The organism is Marinimicrobium koreense (genome assembly GCF_003762925.1).
Taxonomy (GTDB): domain Bacteria; phylum Pseudomonadota; class Gammaproteobacteria; order Pseudomonadales; family Cellvibrionaceae; genus Marinimicrobium; species Marinimicrobium koreense.
On sequence record NZ_RJUK01000001.1, the window covers coordinates 336,654 to 355,522 of the forward strand.

General features: G+C 58.3%; 16 protein-coding genes. 12 read left to right on the top strand and 4 right to left on the bottom strand.

The window, feature by feature from the left end; translation table 11 throughout:
- Positions 1 to 136: 136 nt before the first annotated feature.
- From EDC38_RS01460 to EDC38_RS01495, 8 genes are all read left to right on the top strand, one after another.
- Positions 137 to 1,075, top strand: coding sequence for a YihY/virulence factor BrkB family protein (locus EDC38_RS01460; protein ID WP_123637018.1), 939 nt, complete (start codon positions 137 to 139; stop codon positions 1,073 to 1,075).
- Between the two features lie 58 nt (positions 1,076 to 1,133).
- Entirely contained in the window at positions 1,134 to 2,042 is a 909-nt protein-coding gene (locus tag EDC38_RS01465) for a DMT family transporter (protein ID WP_123637019.1), read from the top strand.
- 184 nt (positions 2,043 to 2,226) lie between these two features.
- Positions 2,227 to 3,261 carry a TRAP transporter substrate-binding protein gene (locus EDC38_RS01470; RefSeq protein WP_123637020.1) on the top strand — a complete coding sequence of 345 codons (1,035 nt, stop codon included), beginning with the start codon at positions 2,227 to 2,229 and terminating at the stop codon, positions 3,259 to 3,261.
- Positions 3,262 to 3,264: 3 nt separating this feature from the next.
- Positions 3,265 to 3,774: a TRAP transporter small permease gene (locus EDC38_RS01475; protein WP_123637021.1), complete on the top strand. Its 510-nt coding sequence runs from the start codon at positions 3,265 to 3,267 to the stop codon at positions 3,772 to 3,774.
- A complete protein-coding gene (locus tag EDC38_RS01480; RefSeq protein ID WP_123637022.1) occupies positions 3,767 to 5,062 on the top strand; it encodes a TRAP transporter large permease in 1,296 nt (431 codons plus the stop codon). The genes EDC38_RS01475 and EDC38_RS01480 overlap by 8 nt, the downstream gene beginning before the upstream one ends.
- Before the next feature lie 59 nt (positions 5,063 to 5,121).
- Complete coding sequence (locus tag EDC38_RS01485) at positions 5,122 to 5,421, top strand: Dabb family protein (RefSeq protein ID WP_123637023.1); 300 nt, start codon at positions 5,122 to 5,124, stop codon at positions 5,419 to 5,421.
- Positions 5,422 to 5,447: 26 nt separating this feature from the next.
- Positions 5,448 to 6,269: a 3-keto-disaccharide hydrolase gene (locus EDC38_RS01490; protein WP_123637024.1), complete on the top strand. Its 822-nt coding sequence runs from the start codon at positions 5,448 to 5,450 to the stop codon at positions 6,267 to 6,269.
- 470 nt (positions 6,270 to 6,739) lie between these two features.
- On the top strand, positions 6,740 to 9,796 hold the full coding sequence (locus EDC38_RS01495; protein ID WP_123637025.1) for a TonB-dependent receptor: 3,057 nt from the start codon (positions 6,740 to 6,742) through the stop codon (positions 9,794 to 9,796).
- A gap of 79 nt (positions 9,797 to 9,875) precedes the next feature.
- Here EDC38_RS01495 and EDC38_RS01500 read toward each other — a convergent pair whose 3' ends face one another.
- The gene (locus EDC38_RS01500) at positions 9,876 to 11,930 is read right to left on the bottom strand and encodes a VacB/RNase II family 3'-5' exoribonuclease (protein WP_246004311.1); all 2,055 of its coding nucleotides are present in this window, start codon (positions 11,928 to 11,930) and stop codon (positions 9,876 to 9,878) included.
- 83 nt (positions 11,931 to 12,013) lie between these two features.
- Between EDC38_RS01500 and EDC38_RS01505 the strand changes: the two genes are divergently transcribed.
- From EDC38_RS01505 to EDC38_RS01515, 3 genes are all read left to right on the top strand, one after another.
- Positions 12,014 to 13,729: a potassium/proton antiporter gene (locus EDC38_RS01505; RefSeq protein ID WP_123637026.1), complete on the top strand. Its 1,716-nt coding sequence runs from the start codon at positions 12,014 to 12,016 to the stop codon at positions 13,727 to 13,729.
- A gap of 248 nt (positions 13,730 to 13,977) precedes the next feature.
- Entirely contained in the window at positions 13,978 to 15,582 is a 1,605-nt protein-coding gene (locus EDC38_RS01510) for a methyl-accepting chemotaxis protein (RefSeq protein WP_246004312.1), read from the top strand.
- A 92-nt stretch (positions 15,583 to 15,674) separates the two neighbouring features.
- Positions 15,675 to 16,169 (top strand): shikimate kinase, encoded by a 495-nt coding sequence (locus EDC38_RS01515; protein WP_051174294.1) that lies wholly within the window; start codon positions 15,675 to 15,677, stop codon positions 16,167 to 16,169.
- A 27-nt stretch (positions 16,170 to 16,196) separates the two neighbouring features.
- Here EDC38_RS01515 and EDC38_RS01520 read toward each other — a convergent pair whose 3' ends face one another.
- The 3 genes from EDC38_RS01520 to EDC38_RS01530 all read right to left on the bottom strand — a co-directional run bounded on the left by EDC38_RS01520 (position 16,197) and on the right by EDC38_RS01530 (position 17,832).
- On the bottom strand, positions 16,197 to 16,682 hold the full coding sequence (locus EDC38_RS01520) for an Lrp/AsnC family transcriptional regulator (protein ID WP_123637028.1): 486 nt from the start codon (positions 16,680 to 16,682) through the stop codon (positions 16,197 to 16,199).
- A 181-nt stretch (positions 16,683 to 16,863) separates the two neighbouring features.
- Positions 16,864 to 17,415 (bottom strand): hypothetical protein, encoded by a 552-nt coding sequence (locus tag EDC38_RS01525; RefSeq protein ID WP_123637029.1) that lies wholly within the window; start codon positions 17,413 to 17,415, stop codon positions 16,864 to 16,866.
- 84 nt (positions 17,416 to 17,499) lie between these two features.
- Entirely contained in the window at positions 17,500 to 17,832 is a 333-nt protein-coding gene (locus EDC38_RS01530; RefSeq protein WP_123637030.1) for a pilin assembly protein, read from the bottom strand.
- Positions 17,833 to 18,145: 313 nt separating this feature from the next.
- Between EDC38_RS01530 and adk the strand changes: the two genes are divergently transcribed.
- Positions 18,146 to 18,799, top strand: coding sequence for an adenylate kinase (gene adk / locus EDC38_RS01535; RefSeq protein ID WP_123637031.1), 654 nt, complete (start codon positions 18,146 to 18,148; stop codon positions 18,797 to 18,799).
- Positions 18,800 to 18,869 lie beyond the last annotated feature (70 nt).

Below are 18,869 nucleotides of genomic sequence, written 5' to 3' on the forward strand. Positions count from 1 at the left end.
TAGCTATTTTCATTAACAGACGCTCCTCGAGTCCAAGAGTAGGCTGGCGACCGTCGGGCTGCGTTCCGGGTCGGTGAGCACCTATACTGTGTAGTAACTTCTCAATACTGATTTAAAGGCAAAGGTCTCTCGCACCATGGACTTGACGATTCAGGACAAACTCCCCGTTCCAGTAAAACACTGGCTCGGCATCTTCCTCGCCGCCATCCAATACTGGCTGGGCAGCCAGGCCTTCATCTATGCCGCCGCGCTGGCGTTTTTCACGGTTTTCTCTATTGCGCCGGTGTTGGTCGTGGTGGTCATGCTCGTAGGGCTGTTTATTGGTGAGCGGGCGGTTCAGGGTCAGCTCTTTGAGCAGCTTGAGGGGACCATCGGGCCGGAGGCTGCGGGGGTGGTCCAGACGGCGGTGGTCAACTCCCAGATTGACCAGAGCGGCATTTGGCCGGCGTTGATCGGGATCACGGCCACCATCATCGGTGCCACCACCGTGTTTGCCCAGATGCAGCGGTCCCTGAACGAGATCTGGAGCGTAGCGCCACGGCCCTCCAAAAGCAGCCTCTGGATATTTATCAAAAGCCGTCTGTTGTCCCTGACCATCATTCTGGCCATCGGCTTTGTTCTGCTGGTCTCGCTGCTGTTGTCCGTGGCCTTGCGCACCATCATGGCGTTTGCGGAAGAGTGGTTACCGGTCCCCGGCTGGGCCATGGTCGGGTTGGAGTTGTTTCTGTCGCTGTTTGTGGTAACGGCGCTGTTCTCTGCGATGTTCAAGATTCTGCCGGATGTCGTGCTGTCCTGGCGGGATGTGGTGCTCGGTGCGTTTATCACCGCCGTATTGTTCACTGTCGGACGATCGTTGATTGCAATCTACCTGGCCTATACCGCGACCGCGTCCGCCTATGGTGCCGCCGGTTCGCTGGCGTTGCTGCTGTTGTGGGTGAACTATTCCTCAATGATTCTGCTCTTTGGGGCGGCGTTTACCAGGGCGCACCTTGAGGGCCGGGGGCTGACCGTTCGCCCCCGGAATACGGCGGTGTGTGTGCACCGCGAGTTGATCGATGATGTGAAAAGCGCCTGAGATTTGGCGTCAAAAACGGCTGTTTTGTCAGCGGCGGCTGCTGGCGTACCATTGAGTGATGCTGACTGACAAAACCTTTCTCAGCCCGGTCTTTGTTGCTCTGGCAGCGCTCTTTTGGGGGCTGGCCGGTGGCCTTGGTGGTGTGCTTACCAGCGAGGGCTGGGCGCCGCTGGTGGTATCGTTTTACCGGGGCGTGATCGGGTTGCTGTTTGTGGCCGCCTGGTTGGCTCTTCGGCCGCGCGGCAGTGGGTTGGCCTGCCGCCAACTGTGGTTCTGGTCGGTCATCGCCGGCCTGGGTGTGGCGGGCAATTTCGCATTCTATTTTATCAGCATCGCAGAGGGCAGCGTGGCAGTCGCCGCGACCTTGATGTATTGCGCGCCGGTGTTTGTTTACCTCGTTTCTTTCACGCTGAAGCTCGAGCAACCGACCTTGCCCAAGTGGCTGGCCATTGCCATGGTGGTTGTCGGTATTGTGTTGCTCACCGGTATTTATGAAGTGGGCGCCAGCGAGGTGACGCCGGTTGCGGTCGGGGCGGGGTTGCTCTCCGGGTTGTCCTACGCGGTGTTCATTTTTGGTTTCAAATACGCGGCTCCGCACGGGAGCCCACAGGCGGTGTTACTGGTCGCTTTCGGGGTGCTCAGTGTCATTCTCCTGGTACTCAGCGGCACGGAGCAGGCGCTGGCGGTGCTGAGTGCGCCAATCTGGCCCCTGTTTGTGATTCTGGGCGTACTCGGGGCGGGCCTGTCGTTTGTGATCTACATTCGGGGTCTTAACTATACGGCACCGGCCGTAGCCTCCATTGTGGCCATGGTAGAGCCGGTCACCGCCTCCCTGTTCGGCGTGGTGCTGTTGAATGAACGCCTGGGACTCTTCCAGGTGCTGGGGCTGCTGCTGATTCTGGTGACGGTCACCGCGCTGAGCGTCTACTCGAACGTTCGCCCCGGTTACCGGCATCGCGCTGCATGATGCTCAGGGTGCGCTGCGCTTCCTTCCGATAATTTAGCCTTCACTATATTTCAATTACGCACTTTCTGGGTTACAATTGCCTAAATTTGATCGAAAATGATTTATAATGAAATCAATTTGGCGCCCGTTTCGTCTGTGAAGGCTCGTATTCTGCCGATGTATTCTTGATGGTAGGAGAATAATAATGACAGCTCGCCCCCCGTTGTCCCGGGCGCTGAAAGCGCTTTGCGTGGGCATTATCGCGCTCTTGGCGGTTGCCGTGATTGCGGCCTCCGGCATTTTCTCCGGCGCAACCCGTGGTACCACCCTGTTTATCGCCTATGCCCAGAACAGCCAGCCGGTGATTGATGCCCTGCACCTGCTCGGTCGGCGGATTGAGGAAAAAACCGGAGGCGAGGTGAAGGTCCGCTTTTTCCCGGACAGCCAGCTCGGCGGTGAGCGTGAGCTGGTGGAATTGCTGCAAGTGGGCGCGGTGGATATCACCAAGGTGTCCGCCGGGCTGATGGAGAGTTTTTCACCCATCTACGGTGTGTTTTCCATGCCTTTCCTGTTCGAGGATACCGGGCACTTTTACCGGGTCATGGACAATCCCGACATCATGCAGCCCATCTATGCCTCCACCCGGCAGAACGGGTTTGTCGGTATGGGTTATTACGACTCCGGCTCACGCAATTTTTACGTGAAAGATGACCCGATTCGTTCCGTGGAGGACCTTGAAGGACGGAAGATACGGGTCATGCAGAGCGAGGCGGCCATCGAGATGATGCGCCTGTTGGGGGCGGTTCCGGTGGCCATGGGTCAGGCCGAGGTGTACACCGCCATGCAGCAGGGCATTCTGGACGGGGCGGAGAATAACGAGTTTGCCCTCACCATTGCCCGACACGCCGAAATCGCCAAGCACTACACCTACACCATGCATACACGGATTCCCGATGTGGTGGTCATCAGCAATATGACGCTGAACAAGCTGAACGATGAGCAGACGGCGGCGGTGTATGAGGCCATGGCGGAATCGATTGCGTTTCAGAAACAGGCCTGGAACGAGGCCGTGGCGGAAACCCGGGAGTTGGCGATTGATGAGTTCGGGGTGAACTTTATTGACGTCAAGCTCGCGCCGTTCCGCGAGGCGGTTGAGCCCATGTATGAGGCCCTGAAACAGTATCCCGAGCAGTATTCGCTTTACCGCGAAATCAGGTCCACAGCAGATGAGACGGAGTAGGGTATGCGCTTGATCAACGGGATTCGAACGGTGATGGACCGTGTGGTTGAGGTGGTGTGCAGTGTCTGGTTGTTGGTGATGGTCGCCATGACCTGCTGGCAGATTATCAGTCGCTATCTGTTGGGGGCTCCCAGCACCTATTCGGAGGAGTTTCTGCGTTTTTCACTGGTCTGGGTGTCCATGCTCTCAATGGCCTATGTGGCCGGTCTGCGCAAGCATGTTGCTTTTACCCTGTTTTCGGACAAGGTATCCATTCACTGGCAACACTACTGGCAGATACTGATCGAGCTGGCCTTTCTGGCGTTCGCCATTTTCATTCTCGTCCAGGGCGGATACAACGCCACCAGCATCACCATGAATCAGGTGTCGCCATCGCTGGGGCTGGCCATGGGGTATGTTTACTCGGCCTTACCGCTGGCCGGGGGAATTCTGGCGGTGTACAGCGTGCTGAATTGCATCGAGCTGTTGGAAAAAGAGTTGCGCTCGGACGAGGAGGCACCACAGGATGTTTGATGCGGCGCTGTTACTGATCGGGTCTTTTGCGTTTTTATTGGTCCTGGGTATTCCCATTGGTATCTGTATTGCGGTGTCCTCCGTGATCACCATCGCCTCGGTGTTGCCCATGGATGTTGCGCTGTTCACCACAGCGCAGAAGATATTTTCCAGCCTGGACAGCTTCTCCCTGCTGGCGGTGCCCTTCTTCATTCTCTCCGGGGTGATCATGAATTCCGGGGGCATCGCGATGCGGTTGGTGAATTTTGCCAAACTGTTCAGTGGGCATATCCCCGGCTCTCTGTCCCACACCAATATTGCCGGCAATATGATGTTCGGGGCCATTTCGGGGTCCGCCATTGCGGCGTCCACCTCGATTGGTGGCGTCATGGTGCCCATGAGCAAGAAAGAGGGCTACAGCAACCCGTTTGCCGCGGCGGTCAATATCGCCTCGGCGCCCACGGGAATGCTCATTCCCCCGACGACGGCGTTCATTCTGTATGCCCTGGCCAGTGGCGGCACCTCGATTGCGGCGCTGTTTGCGGGCGGCCTGGTGGCCGGAGTGCTCTGGGGTGCAGGGTGCATGCTGGTGACCTATGTGATTGCCCGTCGCCGGGGCTATCGCTCCGTGGTACTGGTGGAGAAGGGCGTGGCGTGGCGTGTCACGATGGAGGCGCTGCCCAGCCTGTTGCTGATCATCGTGGTGGTGGTCGGTATCGTCGGCGGTGTGTTTACCGCGATTGAAGCCTCGGCGGTTGCGGTAGCCTACACGGCCTTTCTGACCATGGTGGTTTATCGCACGGTGTCCTTTGGGGACCTGCGCAATATTCTGGTGCAGTCACTGGTGATGACCGGCATCATCATGTTCCTGTTGGGAACCTCATCGGCAATGTCCTTTGCCATGGCGATTACCGGGCTTCCGGATCTGATCAGCAGTGTAATTCTCGGGCTCTCGGAAAACCCGGTGATGGTGTTGTTGATCATTACGCTGTTTCTGTTGATCATTGGCACCTTTATGGATATTGGCCCGGCGATCCTGATTTTTACCCCCATACTGTTGCCCATCGCCCTGAAGATTGGCGTGGACCCGGTACATTTCGGTATCCTCATGGTTTACAACCTGAGCATTGGCACCATTACACCCCCGGTAGGTAGCGGCTTGTATGTGGGTGCCAGCGTCGCCAATGAGAGGGTTGAGAAGATACTTCCGTCGCTAATGCCCTTCTATGGAATCATTGTTCTGGTGTTGATCCTGATTGCACTGGTTCCGGAGGTCACCCTGTTTTTGCCAAGGCTGATGGACTTATAGGGCCCGCGTGCACTTGAGGTGCTGCGCCTGTCATCGATTTTATTTACACGGGACAACACATGATCCGACATATTTTGCTGGTCAAATTCAAACCGGAGGCAACCGCTTCGGAAATCGAGAAGGTCCGTGCTCTGTTTGAGGCCATGACCACCCGGGTGGAGGGGGTCGAAGCGGTGGAGTGGGGGCTCAATGACAGCCCCGAAGGGTTGAATCAGGGCTTTACCCACGCCGTTCTGATGACCTTTGCCGACGAGCAGGCGCGGCAGCGCTATTTGCCTCATCCGGAGCATGACGCGCTCAAGGCGGAGTTTGTGCCGCTGGTGGCAGACATTGTCGTTTTTGACTATCCGGTCGCGTAATTGTCACGTAATTAAAGGAGCGTGCCATGGAGTTTTTGAATAACCGCATCAACCCGACTCGCGTAACCGGCCGAGCCGCCGGTGCATTGCTTTTTATCGGGCTGACGGCCTGCAGTGCCACTGAGCAGAGCCGGAACTCCGGAGAGTGGCAATCGCTGTTCAACGGAGAAGATCTGGATGGTTGGGTGGTCAAAATCCATCACCATGAGGTCGGGGATAATTACGCCGATACCTTCCGGGTTGTCGATGGGGTGATTCAGGTCAATTATGATGGTTACCAGGACGGTTTTGGCGAGCGCTTTGGTCACCTGTTTTACGAGCAGCCGTTTTCCTCCTATCATCTGAAATTCGAGTACCGGTTTACGGATCAGTGGCTCGATGATGCACCGGGCTACGCCTACCGGAACAGCGGCATCATGTTCCATGCTCAGGACCCCAACACCATTCTGAAAGAGCAGGATTGGCCCATTTCCGTGGAGTACCAGATGCTGGCGGATCGGAACGATGGTAACCCGCGCCCCACGGGCAATATGTGCTCTCCGGGTACGGACGTGGTGTATGAAGGCAAGATTGATGAGCGCCACTGCATCAACTCCACCTCGGCGACCTATCCGCCCGGTGAGTGGGTTGAGGGTGAGCTGATTGTTTACGGCGACTCGCGGGTGGTTCACCGGGTCAATGGTGAGACCGTACTTGAGTACAACCAGCCGCAGATCGGTGGCGGTGTGGTCAGTGGTTTTGACCCGGAACTCAAAGTAGACGGGCAGCCATTGACCCGGGGTTACATTGCCCTGCAATCCGAAGGGCAGGGCGTTGAGTTCAGAAACATAACGATCAAACCCCTGTAATAACGATCAAACCCCTGTAATAAAGTTCGGCCTCTGTCTCGCAATTAGCAACGACTTCACTTCTCACGGCACCCGGCCAAGTACAGTGGCCGGGTGCCGTCTGGCGCTCTCCCCGGGAGCGCCTCTCTCCTTCGCTTCTCACGTTCCACGCCGTTTTGACGGCTCCAAATACAAAAAAGTGTAAAGCGGTTGCACTCGGGTTTTATTAGTAATATGCTCACTTTCGCCTGTAATCGGTTACAAAAATGGTATTCAGGTAGATTGATAGGGGTCCGAAACACGGCCTATTTCGACCCAAAATGGTTAAAAATCCATCGATTTAAGCCTGCAAGATGAATTTTGTGCCATATTTTGGCGCGATTCTAATGAGTATCGATGATCATTTTAGCGTCACCTCTGGGGGTCAGCCCCGACGCTGGCCGGGTATTCGGACCGATATAAAAACCCAAAGCAAGTGATAGGAGAGTTCCATGTCATCCAGAACAAAGTCTTTTCAGAAGCGATTCCTGCCGGCGGTTATGGCCGCCGGCGCGGCGGGCAGCCTGGCCGCGCCGACGCTGGCGCAGGACGATATGCAGATGCTGGAGGAGGTGATCGTCACCGGTGTCCGCAGCGCCCAGGAAACGGCGGTCAACGTCAAGCGCGATTCCGATTCCATTGTCGACGCCATTTCAGCGGAAGATATTGGCAAGCTGCCGGATGTGACCATCACTGACTCCCTCCAGCGCATCAGCGGTGTTCAGGTTCGCCGCAACGCCGGGGAAGGGGGATCGTTGAACATTCGAGGCCTGGGCCAGGTCTCCACCACCTTGAATGGCGAATCCTATCTGGGTGCCAATTCCATCACCACCGTCCAGCCGGATTATTCGGATATTCCCTCACAGTTGTTTTCCGGCACTCAGGTGATCAAGTCCCAGACAGCCGCCAACCATCCGGGCGGCATCAGCGGTGTGGTCAATCTGGAAACCTATCGCCCGCTCGATAGCGGGTTTGACGATGGCTGGACCCTCTCCGGGGCAGCGCAAGTCGGGCGTGGCAAGGAGACCGGTGAAACCGACCCTTCCGTGAACTTCCTGGCAAACTGGCGCACCGACACAGTGGGCTTCCTGGTGTCGTTCGCTCATCAGACCTCCAATCTGGCCAATACCTACTCGGGTATGAATGGCGATGCCGGCTGGACCGGTTTTGCTTCGGAGGGCGCCGGTGCGCAATACAGTTGGGTCAGCGCCGACACGCAACTTGGTGGTATGGGCGATCGGGTGACCGCTGATGGTGTGGATGTGAACGATAACGGCGTGGTTGGCGATACGTTCTGGGCCTATCAGGGCCACTCGGCGTTCAACCGTGCCTCCGAGCGTGAGCGCGACGGGTTGAATGCAGCGTTCCAGGCGGATCTGGGGAATGGTTTTGAGCTGGTCGCCGAAGCCTTCTACACCAAGATGGAAGACTACGATCGTCAGATGGGCGTCGCCTTTTCCGACAAGTGGAACCGGTGGGGCTGGGCCTACCCGAGCATCAGCACACCCAAAGGGGTTGAGATGAGCGGCGGGGAGCTGCACACCGTTCAGGAGTTTACCGGCAACGGCATGCGTCTGAAGTCCTACTCGGATGTGGGGGTGACCGAAGCGGAATCCCAGAACTTCAATCTGGAGCTGAATTACGACAACGGTGGCGCCTTTACCGGCAGCGCGCGGTTGGTCAGTGGCAGTGCCGAGCAGGAGCAACTGAACAGCTACATGGATATCGATCTGGCCAATGGCAGCCAGTGGGGTGTGGATTGCCAGCTTTACCCGGCGGGTACCGCCGGGGAGCAGGGTGACTGCGCGGAAGGGCGCCTGCAGACCAATCCGAATGGCTATCAGGGTTGGCCGGTGCTCACCGTGAACTACCAGGGGGATAACCCACACTGGAGCGGTTGGGACAACAACGCCAACCTGAATCGCGATGGTCAACCTCAGGCCGGTATCGCCAGCCGCAGTCTGCAGAGCTATGTGGACGATGTGAACAGCTATTCGCTGGGTGCTTTCGCCTCAGAGAACAATTTCCTGCGCGAAGGGGATGTGGATGTGGTCCGCTTTGACGGAAGCTACGAAATCGCTCGCGGTATGCTCGATAGCGTGGACTTTGGGGTGCGTTACAGCCAGCGCAGCGTGGACAACTTCGAGTTTGATCTACTCTCGCCGGTGGGTGGTTGCGATGTGAAGTGGAAGGCCACCGACGTGGTGCTGAATGGCGGCGGTATTGAGGGTGCCTGCACTTACGGTGAGGGCGGCGAGTATTACACCGCCGGTGTGCCCACTCCCATCTCCGGCCTCGACCCCATTCAGGTCAGCGACTTTGGCAGTGCCACGGGTATTCCGCCGGTCTGGACGGTCAATCCGGAGTACATGGATGACGTGGAAGGTGTACACAACCAGTTGTATCCGGGCACCCGCCGGGCGATCAATCCGGGGCGTTCCTATGGGGTCGACCTGGATGAGATGAGCACTTACATCAAAGCCAATTTCTCCCGCGGCATCATGAGCGGTAATGTTGGCGTGCGGGTGGTGGAAACCGACCTCACCGTGGATCAGAACCAGGTGGGCAGCCCACAACCCTATGGTGCCGCCAACGAGTTCCTGGGCCAGGTCAGTACCGAGCGTTCTTACAGCGATGTGTTGCCCTCGTTGAACCTGCGCTTTGATCTGACCGACGAGTGGGTTTTGCGTGCCGCAGCCACCAAGACCATGGCGCCGCTGGATTTGGCCCAGTGGGGTGCGGGGCTGGCCCCCAACTACGCCATCGACGGTGAGGCGAGTAGCGATACGTACCAGCAGTTTATCGTGATCGGTGGCAACTCCGACGGTAACCCGGAGCTGGATCCCTGGCGCGCGGACAACTACGATCTGTCGCTGGAATACTACCTGGGGCCCGCCAGTGCCTTGAGTGCCGGCCTGTTCTACATCGATGTCGAAAGTTTCATCGAGAGCGGTTCGGTGCAGATGGCATTGCCGGACCAGGACGGTGTGGTGCGTCGGGAAGTGGAAGTGTCCACCAGTGTTCAGGGTAGCGGCGGTGAGCTGAAAGGGCTCGAGTTGAGTGCCAAGCTCGCCTTCGGTGACTTCCTGTATGACAGTGTGCTGGAGGATTTTGGTGCGGACGTGAACTACACCTACTCACCCAGCGAGTCTGGCAATCAGGATCTCAACGGCGGTGACCTGCCGTTCCAGGATAACTCCGAGCATGTATTCAACCTGGTGGGTTGGTACGAGTCCGGTCCCTTCCAGGCTCGGGTGGCGTACAACTACCGCAGCGAGCGTGTAGCGGGTTACAACCAGACCTGGGGCAATGGCGCCCTGTGGCAGGAGGCGACCGGCTATGTGGACCTGTCAGCCAGTTACGATATCAATGACGCGGTCAATGTGTTCTTCAACGCGTCCAACATCACCGACGAAAAAGAGCAGTACTACCTCGAATTTGAAGATCAGTTCGCCTGGCAGTACGAGTACGAAGCCCGGTACTCCCTGGGCGTGCGCGCGACCTTTTAATCGTCAATAAAAAAACCGGCCGTCAACGCTGTTGGCGGCCGGTTTTTTTATGCCTCAGGTTTCCTGAGGTGGGTGTGATTTACTCCGCGGAAGCGGGGGTGTCCGTCCAGGCTTTCAACCGCTCGGCGGTGGCTTCATCAACCACCTCCAGTATTACCCGCTGGCGTTCATCGTCCACGCCCTGAATGATCACATGCACCTGCTGATCCAGTTGGTACTGTTGGGCTTCATGGGTGATTTTCAGGCGCCGTGAATCAAATGCCGGCTTGACGTCATCTTTGGCCAACCGGACAAAACCTTCAATACCCCAATCGTCCAGACGCACCCCGAAGCCCATGGAGTTCACCAGGGCGATGGTGCCCGTGTGTACGCTGCCAATCTTGTCGCGTACAAAATCACAGGCCAGCCACTGCTCCAGCTGGCGACAGGCCTGACGGCCTTTCTGAAGCTGACTCTGCAGGTTTTCAAGCAGCGTGGGTTCCGGTGACTGGGCGGGTTGCTCGCGTAGAATCCGCTTGATGGCCCGGTGATTGTAAAAGTCGTGGTAGCGCCGGATCGGCGAGGTGACCGTGGCGTAATGGGGAAAGCCCAGGCCAAAGTGTTCGCTGGCATCGGCGGACAGGGAGGCGGCCTGCAGCATCCGTTGGACAAGAGGCAGCAGGGACTCGAATTCCGGAGTATTGTCCGGGTTGACCCGCAGATCGCGCAGCAGCTTCTGGAAGTGACGCAGCGCGGTCAGGTCGCCCACCTCGTAGTCCGGAACGTCTTCGTTCAGCAGGCTGACGGCATCGTCCAGTCGTTCCGGACGGAAGCCGACGTGGTTGGAGAAAATGCCGTGCCCGGGGTGCCGGGTGAACAGTTCTCCCGCACAGATGTTGGTGGCAAGCATGGACTCTTCGACAATCCGGTGCGCCTTGGTGCGCTCGCGTTTCTCGATGCGTTCGATTTTCTTCTGATCGTTCAGGACGAAGTAATAGTCCGGACGGTCTTCCATCATCAACGCGTGCTGATGACGGTAGTCGCTGCGTGCGGTGGCACAGGCGTACAGGGCTTTGAGCATCTCGACCCGCTCGGCGGGCAAGTCAGCGGGGGCGTCCCCACCGTCGAGCAGCTCGGTGACGCCGGTGTAGCTCAGCTTGTGGTGAGAGCGGATCAGGGCCTCGGAAAACCGGTAGTCAGTAATGGTGCCGTCCTGCTGGATGTGCATCTGGCACACCAGGGCCGGGCGGCGCTGATCCGGCACCAGTGAAAAGGTGTCGTGGGACAGCTCCGCCGGCAGCATGGTCACACTCTGGCCCAGCAGGTAGACGGTGCTGGCCCGGCTCGCGGCGGCCTGGTCCAGCGGGGTGCCCGGTTCGATGTAGCGGCTCGGATCGGCGATGGCGACCCAGAGGTCCCAGCCGTCCTCGCGCGCCTCCAGGTAAACCGCATCGTCCATATCCCGCGTGGTTTCGGCGTCGATGGTCACAAAGGGGCGATCGGTCAGGTCTTCCTGGTGATCATCTGCGGTGATGGGCGTCAGGTTGATGGCCTGGGCCTGATCCCGCGCCTTATCGGACCAGTCCGTCGGCAGTTCGAATTTCGCGGTGATGTAGCGGCTTTCCACTCCAGGCTCGCCGGGCTTGCCAATGGCGCTGAGAATGGTGACCTGCGCCTTGCCTTCGTGATGAAATGGATGGCGGCTGAGTTTGCAGTGAATCAGGTCGCCATCGTCGAAGCCTTTGCGCTGATTTGGAGGAATAAACAGCCAGCGGGTAAACTGGGCGACGTCAGGCTCCACAAAATGGGCCTTGCCCTTGACGCGATAGCGACCCACAAAGGTGGTGAATTCGCTGCTCAGCAGTCGCTCCAGTTGCGCTTCCAGTTGATCTTTGCGGTTGGTGGTCAGTTGGACTTCTACCCGATCGCCGGGCATGACCTTCATGGTTTCATCGGGCGGAAGAAAGGCATCCCGCCCATCATCGAGGTGGACGAACGCAAAGCGACGGGTGGTGGTGCGCACGGTTCCTTGAGCCAGGTCCTTCTCCGAGCGAAGGTTGGATTTGAGCTGAGACAGCTGTTGCAGTGCGTTCTGATCAAACATGAGAGACAACTTCAGATTGGCAGGTTCGGTTTCGGGGTCAGGCGCGATCATAACAGGAAACCCGCCCTGACGTTACCGGGGCTGGCACAATTGGCCGGCTCCATTCTCTGGATATGTAGTAGTATTGGCGCCCTATGGATACCTTGAACCAGCTCATTCTGTTTGGCGGAATGCTGTTTGTGATCAGCATTCTCGCCAGCACCCTCTCCCCGCGCATGGGCATGCCTCTGCTGCTGGTGTTCCTTATTATCGGTATGTTGGCGGGGGAAGACGGCCTCGGTGGCATTCGTTATAACGATGTTCAATCGGCGTACTTCCTGGCCACGCTGGCGCTGGCGGTGATCCTGTTCGATGGCGGCTTGCGCACTGATCGGCACAACTTTCGGGTCGGGCTGCGCCCAGCCTTGCTCCTGGCCACCGTCGGGGTGGTGGGCACAGCGGCCCTGACCGGCGCTTTTGCCGCCTGGATTCTGGGAATTGGTTGGGTTGAGGGCTTGCTGATCGGGGCGATTGTGGGCTCCACCGATGCGGCGGCGGTATTCTCGGTATTGAACATGCAGGGGCTGGCGCTCAAGACCCGGGTGGGCGCGACGCTGGAAATCGAATCCGGTCTGAACGACCCGATGGCGATCTTTCTGACCATTATTCTGGTGGAGTTCATGGTCAGCCAGCAGAGCGGTTTTGACGCCCTGATGCTGGGGCAGTTTGTCTGGCAGATGGGGCTGGGGGCTGGCATTGGTCTGCTGGGCGGAAGGATTCTCGCCTATGGTGTCGCCCGTCTGGCCCTGAGCCCGGGGTTGTACCCTCTGTTGGCCCTGTTTGGTGGCATCTCTATTTTTGGCCTGGCAGCGGTCCTGCAGGCCAGTGGGTTCCTCGCGGTGTACCTGGCCGGCCTGGTGGTCGGTAACCGACTCTCCCGAGGGCTGTACAACATCCAGCGCTTCCATGACGGTATCGCCTGGTTGGCCCAGATCAGTCTGTTCCTGATGTTGGGCCTGCTGGTATCGCCCCGCGAACTGATGCTCTATGCACCCAGCGCCGTGCTGGTGGGGCTGTTTCTGATTCTGGTCGGGCGCCCCGTGGCGGTCTGGCTGTGTCTCATGCCGTTTCAGTTCGCCTGGCGGGAAAAGCTGTTCATCAGTTGGGTGGGGCTGCGCGGCGCGGTGCCGATTGTGCTGGCCATGTTTCCCTGGTTGGCAGGCTTTGAGAACTGGCCGTTCTTTTTCAATATCGCCTTCTTTATTGTGCTGGTGTCTCTGGTTATGCAGGGCTGGACCGTGTCGCCCCTGGCCCGCTGGTTGAAGCTCGATGTCCCCACCACTTCCTCACGGGTCCAGCGGGTCGAGTTGGGGGTGCCGGGGCAGGTGGGCTACGAGTTTGTCGGCTACAAGCTGGCCGAAGGCAGCCCGGCGCTGCGCTCGCCCACCGATAAACTGCCCTTGCCGGCGGGCGCCAGCCTGTTGTGCGTCTTGCGGGAGGATCAGCCCCTGTCGCTAAAGGAAAGTCATACCCTGGAGCCGGGAGATCACGTCTACTTGCTGGCCTCCGCCACGGACTTGCCCGCCCTCGACAAGTTGCTGGTGGGGGTGGACGAGCCGGACCGGCTGTCGGCTCAGGCGTTCTTCGGGGAATTTGTGGTCACGCCCCGGGCCAAGCTGGCGGACCTCGGCATGCTCTATGGCTTTGAGGTGCCGGAGGAGATGGCCAACTGGAGTATCGCTCGGTACATCTACAGCCAATACCGCCAGCCGGTGGTGGGCGACCGGGTTCGCTTGGGTGATGTGGAATTTGTGGTGCTGGATATGCGCGACTCGAAGCTGACTCAGGTCAGCCTGAAACTCCACCGGTAAAATCCTGCCCGAATTTTCCTTCAGAAATTTTGCGCCCGGCCGATGATTATTGGCCAGGCGTGATTTTGTCTTTTCTCGGCTACACTTTAATAACCAATCCCGATGAGGCCCAGCGTTGTACGGTGGGTGGGGGCTGAAAATCGGTATTTCGATACGGTCTGTTAAACGCCGGATTTTCTTATATAGGTCTTGTTGAAGGGTTCGTTATGTTGAGTTGGTACAACAATATAAGCTTTCGATGGAAGCTGATGCTGCCTTTATCGCTTCTGGTTATTATCTTTATTGCGGTGAGCATCTACGCGGTGCGGGCGGCGAAACAGATGGGGAACTACTCGAACACCATCGGCACCGTGAACCTTCCGGAAATCCAGCTTTTGATGCAGGCCGATCGCGACCTTTATCAGGCGCTGACCGCCGAGCGGGCCATGCTGTTGGCCGACCCGGGTAGCAGCGAAATGGATGCGCTGTATCGCGACCATCAGGATAATGCCCAGCAGACTTACGATCGCGCGATTCAGTCCTTGGACCTCTCCGAGATCGCCACCCGCGAAGAGCGGGAAACCTTCCAACAACTCTACGATCGTTGGTTTAGCCTGAGCGAGTCCATTGTTGAGGATGCTCGCAGTGCCGATCGGATGACGCTCGCCTTCCTGGAGGATCGCTCCTTCGGCGAGGTGGCGGAGGCTTTCGACGCGCTTCGAACTCACCTGGACGTGGTATCCGAACGCCGCCTGGAGCAGGTTGACCGGCTCAATCAGCGGGTTGACGCGGAAGAGGCGCAGATGACCTCGATCCTTACTCTGTCGGGTGTGACGGGCACTCTGATTGCCGTGTTGGCCGCCTTGTTATTGCCCCTGGTGGTGACACGCCCTCTGAACGAAATCAGCGGCCGGATTCACGACATCGCCGAGGGCGATGGAGACCTGACGCTGCGCATAAACCTCGATCGGCGCGATGAATTGGGGCAACTGGCCGGGCATGTGAACCGCTTTATGGACCGGTTGCAGCAACTGATTGGGGATATTCGTCACACCACCGAAGACGTTTCCGTTTCCAGCGAGCAGGTGCTGCAGGCCTCCACCAGCAGCCAGAAGGCGGCGGACGATCAGGGTCAGGCCATCAATATGGTGGTGGCGGCCGTCAATGAGCTGACCGCCGCCATTCAGGAAGTGGCGCAGAATACCAACGAGACCGCCGACAGTGCCAAAAACGCATCGGGCACCACCGATGTGGGGCGCGAGCGCATTGAGCGGGCCGTGGCCAGGGTGAACAGCCTCTCGGCCCACATTGGCGAAACGGCGGAGCGCATGCGCCGTCTGGAAGAAGAAGCCAAGAACGTCACCTCCGTCATTGATGTGATTCGCGGCGTTGCGGAGCAGACCAACCTGCTTGCGCTGAATGCTGCCATCGAGGCGGCGAGGGCGGGCGAGCAGGGGCGTGGCTTTGCCGTGGTGGCGGATGAAGTTCGCACCCTGGCCAGCCGCACCCAGCAGTCCACCGAGGATATCCGCACCATGCTGACCCGGCTTCAGTCCGGCGTGCAGGAAGCGGTTGAGGCCATGACCTCCAGCAGCGAAATGACCGAAGAGGCGGTAACCGCCGCCGGGGAGGCCGGGCAATCCCTAGAGGATATCGCCGAGGCGGTACAGCGGATTACCAATATGGCGATTCAGATTGCCAGCGCCGCCGAAGAGCAGAGTACCGTCACCGCCGATATTGACAAAAATATGGTGGAGATCAACGAGCTAGCGGCACGGACACAGGATGATGCCGCGACCACGGCGAGCGCCAGTGGGCGCCTGACCGACCTGGCTTCCAGCCTGAGAGAACTGGTGGTAAGGTTCAAGGTCTGACGTTAACGAGCCGGCCCGAGTTTTCGGGCCAGGCGTGATACGAGGAGACTTCCGTGAGCGAGCCGATTGGCAACAGTCTGATACTGGTCGGTATGCCCGGCGCGGGTAAAAGCACCGTGGGGCTGCTGCTGGCGAAGGAGTTGGTCAAGGCCTTTGTGGATACCGACATTCTCATCCAGACCCAAGAGGGTAAGGCGCTTCAGGACATCATTTACGATCACGGCTACGAGTACCTGCGCAAGGTGGAAGAGCAGGTGTTATTGGAGTCGCAGTATCTCAACCATGTGATCGCCACCGGCGGCAGCGTGGTTTACAGCGACCCCGGTATGCAGCACCTGAAAAAGGCGGGCCGGATTGTGTTCCTGGACGTTCCCTTGGAGGAGCTCGAACGGCGGGTGCACAACTTTTCCACCCGGGGCATCGCCTGTGCGCCGGGACAGACCCTGGCCGACCTGTTTGAGGAGCGCCGGGCCCTGTACCAGCGTTATGCCGATATCACGGTGGACTGTGCGACCAAGCACCAGGATGAAGTGGTGTCGGAAATCATTTACCAGGAAGCGGAGCAGTTCGCTGAAATGGATGCCTGAGGCGTCCCTGCCTCTTTTCCGGCCTGACTACAGTGGCAGCTCGGTGGTGTATTTCACCTGCTTGAGCGCGAAGTTCGAGCGAATCGAGGCAACATGGGGCAGGGGGCGCAGCTTTTCATTCAGCAACTGCTCGTAATGCTCGATGCTGTTGACCACCACCTTCAATAAATAGTCGCTGTCCCCGGTGCTGGCATAGCATTCCAGTACCTCGGGGACGGCCTGTATCCCCGCTTCAAACTCCTCCAGGGCTTCACTCTGATGGCTGGTCAGGCGCACGGCGCTGTGCACCACCACATGCATTCCCACCTTTTTCGGGTCCAGCAGAGTCACTTTCCCCCGGATGATGCCTTCGGCTTCCAGCCGTTTGAGGCGGCGCCAGCAGGGCGTATGCGACAAACCAATCAGGTTGCCCAGATCGGCCATGGAGTAGTCGGCGCTGCCCTGGAGGGCGCGCAGAATTTTTCGGTCGTAGTCATCCAGATCAATGGAATCGGAGGAGGTTGATACAGACATAGTTTTTATCCTGATTATGAATTTCTCTCACTACCTATTGTAGGGGGCGCGGACGCGGCAATCAATTAGGGCGAGTATGATCAAACAGGGGGCGGACGGCGGGCGGTTGGCACTTGAGATCAGGCCTCTGCCCGAGGTGAGCAAAAGCCTGATTTGACAAAGGTTTTGGGGCGTCTCCGGATCAGGAAGAGAGGCTGCCACGCCCCCGGCGCCCGGCCGCAATGGGCGTGGCCGGCTCGGTCGTTTCCAGGCTGTCGCTCAAGGGTTCGGAATCCGTCAGGGGCGCTTCTGCTGGTGCGGGCGGCGCCTGTGTCTGAGGGGCCCGGACCTGCTCAAAACGTGCCTTTATACGGGTCAGCTCCTCCAGTGAGGTGCTGAGCTCCGCCAGTTGCACCTGCTTATCATCAATCTGCTTCTGGAGGGCCGCAATATCCTGCTCGATTCCCTGATGCTCACGGCGAATCCGCTGCTCTTTCTGATTAGCATCCTGGAGCACATCGTCGGTGCGGATACGCGCGGATTCCAGGGTTTTACAGATGACCTCCATCAGCCGGTCATCCGGATCGTCGGGCAATTGGCGCATCAGCGCCATGGCGTCGTCAATGCTGTATCGGGTTGCGTTGCGGGCTTTGGGCTCATCCACCAGAGGCGCGTGGAAGTCGTCTCGGGTGGGTAGGTCCAGGTCTTCGTCTTCCGGTGCATTGTCCTGCTCGTGTCGGTTGAACAGTCCCATAGTCTTATCCTCTGCTGTTGGCAGGTGTCACAAGACCTAAGCATAGTCTACCGCGGACGATTTTTCCGGTGTCGCCAGCCTGTTTCAGGCTGGCTCTCCCTTGAGTTTCTGGAGGTGCTTCTGGCTCAAAGACAGAAACCGGGGCGTTGGGCCGGAGTCGTTGTAGATCGGATCGCCCAGTTCATCCTCCGCCACAACGGTCCCACCTTTTATATAGGGCATGCCGGATTCCAGCTCGCTCAAGGCGGCGGAGAGCAGGTCAGTGATCAGGCTCTCCGGGGTTTTTTTCGGGTACATCTCGCACAGTGCTTGGATGCGTGCCGCATCTTCCACCGGCAGGTGCACGGCGTAGGCCTGCTTGGTCAGTTCGCCGCGGGCATTTTTTTCCCAATGACTCATGAGTTCGCTGACTTTCATCGATAAAACCTCATTGCTGGTCAGTGTGGGCGGTCGACCGGACCCCCTCAAATTCAGTATAGAGCAGCTTTTTGTGGCCAGCTAACTCCCGATAGGGAAAAGTGGCCACCCGATGTCGGTTCCGCTACGGAACCTGCCGGTAACGGCTCCTCTATATAAGGAGTGTGGGTGAAAGTCGACAAATCAAGGGTTTCCGGGGGCTGATTGTCGCCAAACGGGGCTTATATTGTGCTCCCGGGGCCGTGCGTGTATCGTATGCGGTTTTTCATTGGCCATCAGTCCGCCAATCCGTACTGCTTTAGAGGAGCAACCCATGAAAGTAATCCTGCTCGGTGCCCCGGGAGCCGGTAAAGGTACCCAGGCTCAGTTGATCATGGATAAGTTCGGTATTCCCCAGATCTCCACCGGTGATATGTTGCGAGCGGCCGTCAAGGCAGGCACACCGTTGGGTTTGCAGGCAAAAGACATCATGTCGGCGGGCGGTCTGGTGCCGGACGACCTGATCATCGCCCTGGTAAAAGAACGCATCAAGGCCCCGGATTGCGCCAAGGGCTTTCTGTTCGATGGTTTCCCCCGCACCATCCCCCAGGCGCAAGCGCTGCTGGATGAAGGGATCAAAATCGACCACGTGATTGAAATCGATGTGGATGATGAAGAAATTGTTTCCCGTCTGGCCGGTCGTCGTGTGCATGAGCCCTCTGGTCGGGTCTATCACATCAACCATCAACCGCCCAAAGAAGAAGGGGTGGATGATATTACCGGCGAGCCCCTGATTCAGCGCGAAGACGATCGGGAAGATACCGTGCGTAAGCGTCTGTCAGTGTATCATGAGCAAACCAAACCGCTGGTCAACTTTTACCGCGATCTGGAAAAATCCGGAAACCCGGACGCGCCTCAGTACACTCGCATTGAAGGTGTCGGCAGCATTGCGGATATTCGCGCGCAGCTGGAATCGGTGCTGCAATAAGCGAAGAATCACGTCTCCGTTTTTGCGATTGCATCAGGGCCCGCTTGCGGGCCCTGATGCGTTTTAGAGC

Excerpts from the sequence above, each read along its gene's own strand:
- EDC38_RS01460 (WP_123637018.1), top strand. The coding sequence starts at position 137 with ATGGACTTGACGATTCAGGACAAACTCCCCGTTCCAGTAAAACACTGG.
- EDC38_RS01465 (WP_123637019.1), top strand. The coding sequence starts at position 1,134 with ATGCTGACTGACAAAACCTTTCTCAGCCCGGTCTTTGTTGCTCTGGCA.
- EDC38_RS01470 (WP_123637020.1), top strand. The coding sequence starts at position 2,227 with ATGACAGCTCGCCCCCCGTTGTCCCGGGCGCTGAAAGCGCTTTGCGTG.
- EDC38_RS01475 (WP_123637021.1), top strand. The coding sequence starts at position 3,265 with ATGCGCTTGATCAACGGGATTCGAACGGTGATGGACCGTGTGGTTGAG.
- EDC38_RS01480 (WP_123637022.1), top strand. The coding sequence starts at position 3,767 with ATGTTTGATGCGGCGCTGTTACTGATCGGGTCTTTTGCGTTTTTATTG.
- EDC38_RS01485 (WP_123637023.1), top strand. The coding sequence starts at position 5,122 with ATGATCCGACATATTTTGCTGGTCAAATTCAAACCGGAGGCAACCGCT.
- EDC38_RS01490 (WP_123637024.1), top strand. The coding sequence starts at position 5,448 with ATGGAGTTTTTGAATAACCGCATCAACCCGACTCGCGTAACCGGCCGA.
- EDC38_RS01495 (WP_123637025.1), top strand. The coding sequence starts at position 6,740 with ATGTCATCCAGAACAAAGTCTTTTCAGAAGCGATTCCTGCCGGCGGTT.
- EDC38_RS01500 (WP_246004311.1), bottom strand. The coding sequence starts at position 11,930 with ATGATCGCGCCTGACCCCGAAACCGAACCTGCCAATCTGAAGTTGTCT.
- EDC38_RS01505 (WP_123637026.1), top strand. The coding sequence starts at position 12,014 with ATGGATACCTTGAACCAGCTCATTCTGTTTGGCGGAATGCTGTTTGTG.
- EDC38_RS01510 (WP_246004312.1), top strand. The coding sequence starts at position 13,978 with ATGCTGCCTTTATCGCTTCTGGTTATTATCTTTATTGCGGTGAGCATC.
- EDC38_RS01515 (WP_051174294.1), top strand. The coding sequence starts at position 15,675 with ATGCCCGGCGCGGGTAAAAGCACCGTGGGGCTGCTGCTGGCGAAGGAG.
- EDC38_RS01520 (WP_123637028.1), bottom strand. The coding sequence starts at position 16,682 with ATGTCTGTATCAACCTCCTCCGATTCCATTGATCTGGATGACTACGAC.
- EDC38_RS01525 (WP_123637029.1), bottom strand. The coding sequence starts at position 17,415 with ATGGGACTGTTCAACCGACACGAGCAGGACAATGCACCGGAAGACGAA.
- EDC38_RS01530 (WP_123637030.1), bottom strand. The coding sequence starts at position 17,832 with ATGAAAGTCAGCGAACTCATGAGTCATTGGGAAAAAAATGCCCGCGGC.
- adk (WP_123637031.1), top strand. The coding sequence starts at position 18,146 with ATGAAAGTAATCCTGCTCGGTGCCCCGGGAGCCGGTAAAGGTACCCAG.